General features: G+C 44.6%; 8 protein-coding genes. All 8 read right to left on the reverse strand.

What is annotated here, in order from left to right; all coding sequences use genetic code 11:
- Positions 1-218: transposase (locus BMY80_RS03060; RefSeq protein WP_177178481.1), on the reverse strand; the 218-nt coding region annotated here is incomplete at its 3' end.
- A gap of 160 nt (positions 219-378) precedes the next feature.
- Complete coding sequence (locus BMY80_RS03065) at positions 379-687, reverse strand: hypothetical protein (RefSeq protein WP_245730028.1); 309 nt, start codon at positions 685-687, stop codon at positions 379-381.
- Between the two features lie 110 nt (positions 688-797).
- Complete coding sequence (locus BMY80_RS12040) at positions 798-2,720, reverse strand: methyl-accepting chemotaxis protein (protein ID WP_177178482.1); 1,923 nt, start codon at positions 2,718-2,720, stop codon at positions 798-800.
- A 362-nt stretch (positions 2,721-3,082) separates the two neighbouring features.
- A complete protein-coding gene (ttcA, locus tag BMY80_RS03075) occupies positions 3,083-3,907 on the reverse strand; it encodes a tRNA 2-thiocytidine(32) synthetase TtcA (RefSeq protein ID WP_093140812.1) in 825 nt (274 codons plus the stop codon).
- 200 nt (positions 3,908-4,107) lie between these two features.
- The gene (locus BMY80_RS03080; protein ID WP_093140815.1) at positions 4,108-4,545 is read right to left on the reverse strand and encodes a DUF5710 domain-containing protein; all 438 of its coding nucleotides are present in this window, start codon (positions 4,543-4,545) and stop codon (positions 4,108-4,110) included.
- Between the two features lie 99 nt (positions 4,546-4,644).
- Positions 4,645-7,032 (reverse strand): phenylalanine--tRNA ligase subunit beta, encoded by a 2,388-nt coding sequence (gene pheT / locus BMY80_RS03085; protein ID WP_093140817.1) that lies wholly within the window; start codon positions 7,030-7,032, stop codon positions 4,645-4,647.
- Positions 7,033-7,043: 11 nt separating this feature from the next.
- Positions 7,044-8,030 carry a phenylalanine--tRNA ligase subunit alpha gene (gene pheS / locus BMY80_RS03090; RefSeq protein ID WP_031578314.1) on the reverse strand — a complete coding sequence of 329 codons (987 nt, stop codon included), beginning with the start codon at positions 8,028-8,030 and terminating at the stop codon, positions 7,044-7,046.
- A 367-nt stretch (positions 8,031-8,397) separates the two neighbouring features.
- Positions 8,398-11,412, reverse strand: coding sequence for an EAL domain-containing protein (locus BMY80_RS03095; protein WP_093140820.1), 3,015 nt, complete (start codon positions 11,410-11,412; stop codon positions 8,398-8,400).
- Positions 11,413-11,879: the final 467 nt, after the last annotated feature.

Below are 11,879 nucleotides of genomic sequence, written 5' to 3' on the forward strand. Positions count from 1 at the left end.
CCGTTTCTGCGATTCTCGGTTTCTTTTGGTTCGGATGAACTCTTATCATAACCAAGATGTGCATCCATTTCGGCATTAAGCATCTTCTCAAAAATAGGTCCAAAGACGTCCTTTAAGGCTTCATTAACGTCCTTAGCATTTTGTACGTCATAATTATTGAGAATTAAATCTGCAATTTTTTCAGCAGCTGGATTTCGCTTAATATCTTTTTTTGCCATATTCATATAACTCCAATTAAGTCTTTAATATTAACAGACTTAACAGGAATACACGAATTTTATGTCACACCCCGGAATGTCGGTTTAAACTTCTCTAAATACATATTTCCATCCTTCCTTGCTAATAAAAAAGGGGATTTTCATCCCCTTACACACTCAATCAACCTGAAACAGTTGTTGCTGTTGACCAGGTTACGTCACTTTCCTGCTTACCGGTTATCTTAAGCTGCATAAAACCGTCAGCAGTACCGGACACAATCTGATATCCGAGAAGCTTCAGCGAGTAAGACGCAATCTTACCATTAGTCCACTGATGCTTAATCATCACGGTCTCATGTGCGGCGGCAGCCGCAATTAATGCAGCCTGATCAGAGTCATCATAGAAATACAAGGTAAGTTCCTTGTCTGATGAATCCTTAAGCCCCGGATCGTATCTCTTGCGGTCGTCATCAATGGTGGTACAATCCACGGATTCAGCAAAAATATCAGATAGTTTCTGTCATCAGTACCGGAAGTAAAACGCGATACGGACTGATTTCCATTAAAAAAGGCCTGTTTTTCAGAACAGGCCTTTTGATTCTATTCTTCTGAATCCTCGATAACGTCATCAGTTATCTTGAATCTGTCAAATGCCTCCCTCATCTCATGAACAGCCTTTGAAAGTACCATATATGCCCTGGTACACTGAACCATGTCCGCAGAGATTTCCTGAGTACTCTGATGCATTCTGTCCATACTGTCATGAACCACATCAAAATTCTGTTCCTGAACAGTGGTTGAACGGGCTGTGGAAACCGTCATCTCTGCCACGTTGGCCATGTGGGTATCAATTTCATTAAGCTTGTCCACAATGGATTCAACCCATTCAATGGTGACACTGCAGCTCTTTGAACTCCTGTTCATCATGCCGATAGCCTTATCGGTACCCTCCTGATAAGCCTTCGTGCTGTTTTCAATTTCGGTAATGGAATCCTGTGTTCTGGAGGACAGAGCTCTCACCTCGTCGGCAACCACGGCAAAACCGCGCCCGTATTCCCCTGCTCTCGCAGCTTCAATGGCGGCGTTTAGTGCCAGAAGATTGGTCTGTTCGGCAATTTCTCTGATGGTTCCGACCACTGAAGCAACTCCGGAAGTGAGTTTTCCAAGATTTTCTATGGCCATGGAAGTCGCTTCTATATCGGTTCGAAGTACGTTTACCGATTCCTTGGCTTTATTGGCTATATCCACACTGTTGCTTGAAAGAGTATGAATGGATGAAACCTTTGAGGCCACGTCATCTGAATTTCTGGAGATTTCATCTGTGGCAAGATGCATCTTTTTGATTGATTCAGCCACGTTTCCGGTAACTGTCTCCTGCTTTATCAGTTCATTTTCCACATTGGTGGCGGCAGCGGTACATGTATCGATACTGCTGAGCAGAGAATCACCCATTGCCCTGACTTTTCTGACAACACGGCACTGCTCTTCGAGGTACTCATTCATGTTTCGGGACATTTCACCTATTTCATCATTTGAACAGCATTCTTCAATACGATCGGAAAAATCATGATTGCGGTTCATGTTGCTGATAAGAGAGGTAATGTCTGAAACCGGAACTGAAATATATCTGGTAATGTAGAGTCTTACTGAAATGAACACGATTATAAACATAATAATCATGGCACAGTACTGGATAAAAATGGTATTGTTGAGACTGCTGAGAACACTTCTCTCATCGAGACAGATAAACACCTTCCATTCCGAATCCCCTACCATGGTTCCCAGAATCCATTTATCTTCCCCTGTTTTGTCCTTATAGCTCACGAATTCCCTGCGATTGCCGTTCAGGACGTTGTTTATGAACTCAGAAGTATAGACCGGATCAAGTTCGGAAACATTCTTTCCTCGGTAACTGTCGTCATCACTCCATATAACTATGTCGTTAACGCTGTTGAGCAGAAGTACCCTGGCTGAGTTCGGAAGATCCAGATCGTCACTTACGACGGCTATGTCATGGATGTGAACATCCACGCCGAGTACCCCGTTCTCCTTCCTTACAAGCCATGACACAACCCAGTCGGATACGGTTTCCTCATACTCCATATCATCCATTCTGACCTCAGAAGTGGCCCGTTTGAACCAGCCGTGTTTTCTGGCATCATATCCGTCATCATATGCACCTCTGGCATGTTCCTCATCTGTCTGATCACTCGCGTAAATCTTTCCGTCATCAGCGGCATAGTAAACATCCATTTTGAATGCATTTCCGGTAACCTTGAGAAACTCACGATCAATAAGCTTCTGCAGATTCATGTTGGACAGACTGGTAGCTATCTCGGCTCTCTCCTTCTGCCATTTTTCAAGAGTATTACTGAAGTTGTGCGCTACCGCGTTGAAAAAAAGATAGGAATCACTTACCGTGCGTTTTTTATCAAACATGATGCTGTTTATCATCATCGCCAGAAAAAACAGAATCAGCGGAATCAGGGTCAGTATAAATATTTTGGCTCTCAAAGATTTCATAGCGCACCCGTACAGGAGACTTGTCATACAAAAAACACAGCAGTTCGAAAAAAATATTATTTACTGTGTATATTCAATAGAAATAATATACTTATGAATTTTAACACGATACCAGCCGCCGTATTTTGCAACCTATCTCATTTATGTAATCATATTCCGTTTTTTTGTATGTTTACGATCATTCGGAATGATACGGATACAAAAGGAAAGCCCGGACATTTACGACCGCTTTCACTTCGGTTTCTGATTTTCAAAAAAAGCACGACAGCGGAATCACGCTGATTTCCGCTGCCGTTACTGATAGTTTGATGCCGGATATTAACAGTAATGACTGCCTGTGAATATCCAGGTCGTAAATATTTCTAATCTTCGGACTTTCGTTCAGCCTTCAGATTGAAATCATATTTGGTTGTATCGAGAAGATGGCTCAAACAGATATCCTTTAAGGCCTTGAACATGATTTCACTTCGGCCGTGATACTGTCTGTCCCAGTTTCTTATCATCTCCTCAATCTCCTTGCGCATCTTGTTTTCACCCAGAGAACAGATGTCTTTTGACAGAATCGGATAATTTCTGATTTCAGCCAGTCTGATTAGATCCTTTTCCCTGCAGTAGGCCAGAGGTCTTATCACGATGTTGTCCCCGTCGTCAGTCAGGAGTTTAGGAGGCATGCTCTTGAGCTTTCCGGCATAGAACAGATTCAGGAAAAATGTTGCGAGGATGTCATCGGCATGATGGCCGAGTGCGATTTTCGTGATTCCGAGTTCTCTTGCCGTACGGTACAGAATACCTCTTCTCAGTCGGGAACAGAGGGAACAGATGTTTTTGCCGTCAGGAATCTTGTCGATAATGATGTCGTGAATGTTTTCCTTTATGACATGATATTCAAGTCCGGTTCCCTTAAGATAGTTTTCCACTATCCCTTCGGGATATTTCGGGAACATGCCGTTAAGATGCACCGGAATCAGCTCGAAATCAACGGGAGCACTGCGCTTTAAACTCTGAAGTATCTCCAGCAGCGCATAACTGTCCTTTCCGCCTGACATGCATACCATCACCCTGTCGCCGTCCTCAATCATGTTGAAGTCGGCAATGGCCTTTCCGGCCGCATGTCTCAGTCTCTTCTGCAGCTTGTTGAAATTGTAAAGCTGCTTCTGACTCAATTCTTCTTTAGTTTCATTAACCATATTGTCTAATTGCTTTATTGTTGTCTTAATTGAGGGGAGGCATGGCACTGGACCGATACCTCATACCTATATAAAACCGCAGATGTCATCAACAGCTGCGGTTAAAAATCACTTGCGGAATTCTGAATCCGCCTTCTCGTCTGCCTGTCGGCATGTTCAGTAAATCCGATGTCCCCTGTCAGGACGCGACATCCGAAATACTACATCCATCTGGAAAAATCTTCCAGAGCCACACCGGCGGGAACATACCATTTCTTGACGTTTTTATCCCATCTGGCGCCTAAAGACTTGGCTTCGTCCTTCTCGCTGAAAGGCACGTTAAGGTAGGTCACGTCTGAAGAACTTCCTGCTGATGACTGTCTGTCACCGCTTCTCTGTCTTCCGCCTGAAGCATAATCTGAGTTCTGCTGCCGTCCCTCTGGTGCGACTGCGGCAGGATATGCGTACCCGGAGGCTCTGCCGGAAGGAGAAACCTGAGGAATCACGCCTGAATCCTGAGAATAAATGAAAGGCAGATCCTCACAGCAGAAATCATGCCCGTCATCAACAGGAACCAGATAATCGTCTTCAGATACCGGGATGCTTTCAATACTGTGTCTGAACAGTTCTTCAGCATCAAAATCATTGTTATCAGTCATAAAACCTCACAGAACGACAGATACCTGCCTGTCCCGAACATACCCATACAGACAATATCCCGAAGGCGGTTCTGCACCTTCGGGATTCGCATTACCGGATTAGTCTCTTAATACTGCACCGAGCTTGTCAGCAAGATTTCTGATTACTGAATCGGAGAAGCTGCTGATATCGGCATCTTCAAGAGTCTTTTCAGTACTCTGAAGAATAGCACTGAAGGCGATACTCTTCTTTCCTTCAGGAACACCGTTACCTGAGAACACGTCGAAAATGTTTACGCTGCGTACCAGATCACCGCATTCCTTAACCACGCTGATAATGCTGTCTGCGGAAACGGAAGCATCAACAACGATTGCAAAGTCACGCTTGATTGAAGGATACTTGGAGATTTCGGCATAGTCAGGAATTCTGCGGGTCTTGAGAGCGCTGAGTTTCAGATCGAACAGGTAAACCGGACGCTTGAGACCGAGCTTCTTCTGTACTACAGGATGAATGAGACCTACATAACCGACGATTTCACCGTTAAGCTTGATAACAGCGCTTACACCAGGGTGCAGAGCGGTGATGTCATCTCTTTCAAATACGAATTCATCAGCCCTTCCGGTAACTTCAAGCAGTCTTTCAACATCGCCCTTCACGTCAAAGAAATCAACTTCTCTGTTGGTGATGTTCCAGCTGTCATCGGCAATGGTACCGTACACGGCACCTGCAATGTGATCTTCCTGAAGAATGCCGTTTTCAGCCTTTTCATCCTTAATGAAGGTCAGACCGCATTCAAAGAGTTTCATACGCTGAACCTGACGGTTTACGTTGTATAAAACGGTATTGATGAGACCTGCCCAGATGGTGGTTCTCATGGCTGACATGTCGGCTGAAATAGGAGAAGGCAGAATGATTGCTTCGGTTTCAGGCTTCAGAGTCTTGAGGCTGGCAGGATCAACGAAGCTGTAGGTTACAACTTCATGGTATCCGGTATCAGCCAGTACGGACTTGATGTCATAGGTGGTTACTTCGGCTTCACACTGCTTGATCATTCTTAACGGAGCAACAGGGTCGCGGTTAGGAATGTTGTCATAGCCGTAGATACGGGCAACTTCTTCACAGATATCCACAGGGATGGCAATGTCATATCTCCATGAAGGACTGGTTACGGTTACTGAAGTGCCGTCTGCAGCCAGAACAGGCTTCATGCCGAGACGGGTTAAAATGTCAAGAACGGTGTCCTTGGCGATTTCAATGCCGATAACGTCGTTGATGTAGCTGAAGGCAACATTGATGTCATTGCGTACAGGGAACTTTTCAGGAGCTACTGCTTCGTTTACCGGACCTGCTTCACCGCCGCAGATTTCCAGAATGAAGGCAGTGGCTCTTTCCATTGCGTCTCTGGTGATGGTGTAATCAACACCTCTTTCGTATCTGTGTGAGGCATCGGTTGCAAGACCGTATTCTCTTGCTCTGTTCTTGATTGCTGAAGGAGCAAAGAATGCAGATTCAAGCAGAACGTCTCTGGTTTCTGAGGTAACACCGGTAGCGGCGCCGCCGAAAATTCCTGCAAGAGCAACAGGACCGTTTCTGTCGGCTATAACCAGGGTACCTTCCTTGAGCTCAGCCTCTTCACCGCTTAAAAGCACCAGCTTTTCACCGGCAACTGCCTGACGGACAATAATCTGATCATTAAGCCTGTTCAGATCGAAGGCGTGCATAGGCTGACCGAGTTCAAGAAGAATGTAGTTGGTGATATCAACAATGGCGTCGATTGAACGGATACCGCAGCGACGGAGTTTTTCCTGCATCCATAAAGGACTAGGCTTGGTGATGTCAACGTTTCTGATTACGCGGCAGAGATATCTAGGACAGGCATCCTTGTCCTGAACATCAACACTGAAAGTGTCACTGATTGATGCAGGAACTTCACTGATTACAGGATAGTTAACATCCTTTGAAGTAAGTACGCCGAGTTCTCTGGCAATACCGCGGATGCTGAGACAGTCAGCACGGTTGGCGGTAAGGTCAACTTCAACTGAATTATCGCTGAGATTGAGGTATTCATGGATATCCATTCCGACAGGAGCGTCTGCAGGGAATTCAATGATGCCGTTGCTTTCTTCTGAAAGTTCAAGTTCCTTGAGAGAACAGAGCATGCCGTTTGAAGGCACTCCTCTTAACTTTGCAGGCTTGATTTTGAAATTACCTGGAAGAACGGCACCTACCTTGGCGCAGGCAACCTTTAAACCGGCACGGCAGTTTGGAGCACCGCACACAATGTCCAGAACCTCGTCACCTACGTTAACGGTGGTTACGTGAAGGTGATCTGAATCAGGATGATCGGCACAGGTCAGAACTTCACCGACAACCACGTTGGTGAATTCACCGCATACAGGGTTAACTGAATCAACTTCGAGACCGGCCATGGTGATAGTATCAGCAATCTTATCCACTGACAGACCGGTAGGAACAAGTTCATCGATCCATAACTTATTGAAATTCATTTACTCAGCTCCTACTTACCAAACTGCTTTAAAAATCTAAGATCGTTTTCGAAGAATGCACGAAGGTCATTCACACCGTAACGCAACATGGTGAGACGTTCAACGCCTAAACCGAAAGCGAAGCCGTGATACTTGTTCGGATCAATGCCCACGTTTTCAAGAACCTTAGGATTTACCATACCGCAGCCGAGTACTTCAAGCCACTTGCCGTTCTTGCCCATTACGTCAACTTCTGCTGAAGGTTCAGTGAACGGGAAGAATGAAGGTCTGAAACGAACCTGAAGTTCTTCTTCAAAGAAATTAACCAGGAAGCTGTGGAGAATGCCCTTGAGTTCAGTGAATGAACTCTTTTCGTCAACGAGAAGACCTTCAACCTGATGGAACATAGGAGTGTGGGTCATATCGTAGTCAGGACGGTATACACGGCCCGGTACGATGATGCGAAGAGGCGGCTTCTTCTTTTCCATAACACGAATCTGTACGCCTGAAGTCTGAGTTCTCAGAAGCAGATTGCTGTTGAAATAGAAGGTGTCGTGTTCGGAACGTGCCGGATGATCCGGTTCAATGCACAGAGCATCAAAGTTATGGAAGCAGTCTTCGATTTCAGGACCTGCTTCAACGTTAAAGCCGAGGCCCTTGAAGATTTCTTCGATACGCTTAATGGTTCTGGTTACAGGATGCAGGGTACCTGCTTCTACGGTTCTTCCGGAAAGGGTAATATCAACACTTTCGGAAGCAAGACGCTTGCTCAGAGCTTCTGCGGCCATGGCATCACGCTTGGCGTTGAGAGCTTCCATTACCTTGGTCTTGGCAACGTTGACTTCAGCACCTCTCTTCGGTCTTTCTTCCGGAGACAGTGCGCTCAAGCCCTTCATTAAATCAGTGAAACAGCCCTTCTTGCCGAGATACTGCACACGTACAGCATCAAGACTTGCTTCATCACTTACTGCATTTATCTCTTGCAGAGCCTTCTGTACCAGCTCTTCTAAATTATCCATACGATCCTCACTACACGTTTACGGCATATGTGGTTTTAACTAAAAAATTATTCGGCATGCCGTCTCAGTCCGCCCGTTTCCGCACAGGTATAATCCTGACGTATCGGATGGAAACGCACTTCAACCGCATGCCATACAAATCCGTGGCGCCGTTCTGCCTGAAACCGTGACCGGTACTGCTCCGGAGTTCCGGTATTTTTCCGATGAAACAGGAAAAACGCAGTTTACGCCTGTCTGTAACGTCTGCCAAAAAAAACAGGTATAACATCACAGAAAATAAAAAAACTGCGATATTATACCCTATCAGACCAACTTTCTAAAAGATATAAATAAAATGACTTAAGGATATGGTCCTAAAACATTTAAGTTACTTCTTTTTAATTATTTTTCCGGTGTATTCCCCCTGACAGAAATCAAATCCCAGATCTTTTACGACCGAGAACTGAGCTTCATTGTTTACGGCCACGGCAATTGACTGCTTGCCGAGCTTCTTCATCATTTCCACAGCAGACTTGGCAACCTGCCATGCTGATGAATTTCTGCTGAGATTTCTGGTATAGAACTCATCGAACTGAACACACTGTATCGGGAATTTTTCCAGAACCTCGATGGAAATTCTGTTACCCACGAAATCCTTGAGGGCAAAGCCCACGCCGGTATCACTGAATCTGTTGATAAAGCGTTCAAGCTGCTGAAGTCTGTTGTCCAGCTTTTCGGTATCAAACTGGAAATACAGCTTTGAACACAGTTCAGGACATCCTGAAACCGCCTTGTAGATGGCATCCACACGGTAGTTGTCGCACAAGGTTTCACTGTGGATGCATACAAGAATTCTGTTCACATCGGCAAACATGCCGCCGTTCTGCTTCATGCGGGTCAGATTGTCGATAAGCCATGCATCAAGATACGGCATCAGATTGAAATCCGAGGTAAGTTCCCTGAATTCCGAAACATCAATAAACTGTCCCTTTGAGTTCTTGACCTTCACCAGATATTCACACCACTTGGCACCGGAATCTGCCGTTCCGCAGTTGAGAAGAGGCTTTCTTACGGCCACTACACCATTGTTTTCAATGGCCTGCCAGATGGATGTCGACATATCCACGCTTCTGCGTGACATGAGAATTCGATCTGATTTTTCACAGAGAAGGAAGCACTGATTGCATCCCTGGATACGGGCGTTTCTGCAGGCAATGTCGGCATAGGAAAGCAGTACTGAAACGTCATTATCCACAATTGACATGTCAACAATACCGCAGTCGGTAGTCACATTGTAAATAAAGCCGTCGGACTGATAACGCATGTCAGCGATATCCTTTATCCATGACTTGACGGTATTGAGCACAATATACACACTGCGCATCACCACGGCGAATTCATCATTGTTCAGACAGATAAGACTGCTGTTTTCAGGCAGATGCTTCTGAAGATATTCGGAAATCTGTCTGAGCATTCTGTCGGCATGCTCGTGACCGACGGTATCTCTGATGTACTTAAGGTTATTCACGTGAATAAAGCACAGGTAATCCTTACCGCCCTGATCAGCAGCGGCATCGCCGTCCTGTGTTCTCTCGGCCACACTCACGGATCTTTCATCATCACCGCTGAAAATGCTCTGAAGCAGATGCATCATGTACTTTCTGTTATATGCTCCGGTGTTCTGATCGTGATATTCCATGTAACGGATCTGCTGCTTCAGACTTTCGTCACCGGAAATATCCTTAACGTCACCGATAATGCAGAATGCACTGCTGTTTTCTTCGGAAAGACGGATGGACATGCTCACGAAAATAACATTGCCGTCTGAAGAGAAGAACTTAAGCTTGATGTTGTCAACACTGCCGTCAAGAAGCGCGGCATAGCTGTCACCGTGCTCGCTCTTGGCTTCATCATACTTCTGCATGAGAATGGCGACACTGCTGCCGTATGTCTTCTGACTATCCTCATCGGCGCACAGATGCTTGATGTTGGTTTTACCGCAGGCGCTTATCTCGTTAACGTTTCTGTACCCGAGAATACGGCACAGTGCCGGATTGATATTCAGAATCTTACCGTCAACGTCAGCCTTGAACATGCCTTCATTGGTAAGACTGAAGAAGTTCACAAACTGTCTGCGGCTCATTTTGGCCTTCTGAGTCACATTGCGGTTATAGTTCTTTTCCTTATAGAAGCGGTAAATCAGTGACACGCTGATCATGATGGCCGCGGATACGGAAATCAGGAAGAAGTCGTATACCGCATACTTTGACCATCCGAGCATGCCGTAGGTGCAGAGATACGGGAAAATACAGCCGAAAAGGAAGGCGAGCTGAGCCAGGGAATATATGAGATGAGCTGAATTTCTTCTGATGACGGCGTATAAAAACCACACAAGAGTAAGGACAAACATCACCGCTGTTCCAAAGAAGAACAGAATGGCGGAGAAATATCCGGGAACAAACCACACCAGAACGGAACTGATAATCAGGAACAGACTGAAGATTCTGCTGACATATTTGAGAATCACCCACTTGGCGTTGCTTAAATATTCAAGACTTATGAGCTGTATGCCCCACAGGGTAATGAAGCAGAGGCACTGATAAAGGCTGGCGACATCCACATGGTTAAGGAAAGACAGGAACAATGATGAATAGCTGCCGGTAATCAGCAGATTGGACATAATGCCCACTGCAAAAAGATCGTATGCCAGATATCTCTTTTCCTTAAGCAGGATGAACATAATGAAAGAGAATACACTGACCAGAAGCATGAAGCCGGTGATAATCGCATTTACAATCTTTTCTTCGGCATCATGATGAGAGAAGCTTCTTAAATCCTGAAGTCTCATGTCAAGACGATAGTCCTGATCAGACTTTGCCCTGATGTACAGCTCCGTTCTGCCGTCCTTGTAATCAAGAAAATTTATAGGGAATGAGTAACCTGCTGAAGGAAATACCTTTCTGGCTCCTGATTTGAGGCCCGTATGCCACACTCTTGAAAGAGCCCCGTTGGGACCGACAACGTATACACTCAGGTATTTTACGAAAATATTGTTTACCGACAGGACAAGATTTCTTTCATCTGCGGATCTGTTGACAATGGTCACGTGGTACCAGTAGGTTTTGTCCCCCACGTCTGGAAGAACCGAGCAGCTTGAAAGAATATCATCGCTGTCACGCCATTCATCCTCCGGAAGATCCCACGGCCATTCAACATTTTCCTGACCTTCCATATATTCAACATAGGAGTTTAGACGCACATTGACATTACTGTCCCTGATTACGTACACGGAACGCTGTTCGGACAAAGTGTTTTCTTCATTCCAGTTATCTGCGGCAGCAATGGACAGAAATATCCCCAGCACAACAGAAAAGGAAATAAAAAAAGACCAGAACCTACGCATTAAAACTCCATTAAAGAATAAGTTGTCACCTGAGTTAAAGCATCAAAGAGATAAATACGAATATATGAATAAGATCACATTTTAGCAAATATATTTATATTTTTAAAGATTATTTGTGTAACAAATCAGCAACACCATATTTATAACTTTTCTTTTAAAACAACATTTTACTACTTAATGTTCTTTATATATGTTATGTTTGGCAACATTATTGCAAAAATGTATCTTTATTTTTAACATTTTTTTAAAAAATATGTTTTTTTTAATCTCTGAACACATGAAAATTTTTTCTGCCACTTTAAAAATTAAGTTTACCGCTGTTCATATTATGCCACCGACAGCCGGATCTGATTATAAAGATCTCATAAAAATACCTTTTTCCCGGCTGTGCTGAACGCACTCACCCTTGAGAAAAATTTTATGTTTAGAAAATTTCTCATTCCTGTGTTAAAATTGCATCCAGTTTT

Origin of the sequence: Ruminobacter amylophilus (assembly GCF_900115655.1) — a bacterium.
In the GTDB taxonomy this organism is placed as follows: Bacteria; Pseudomonadota; Gammaproteobacteria; order Enterobacterales; family Succinivibrionaceae; genus Ruminobacter; species Ruminobacter amylophilus.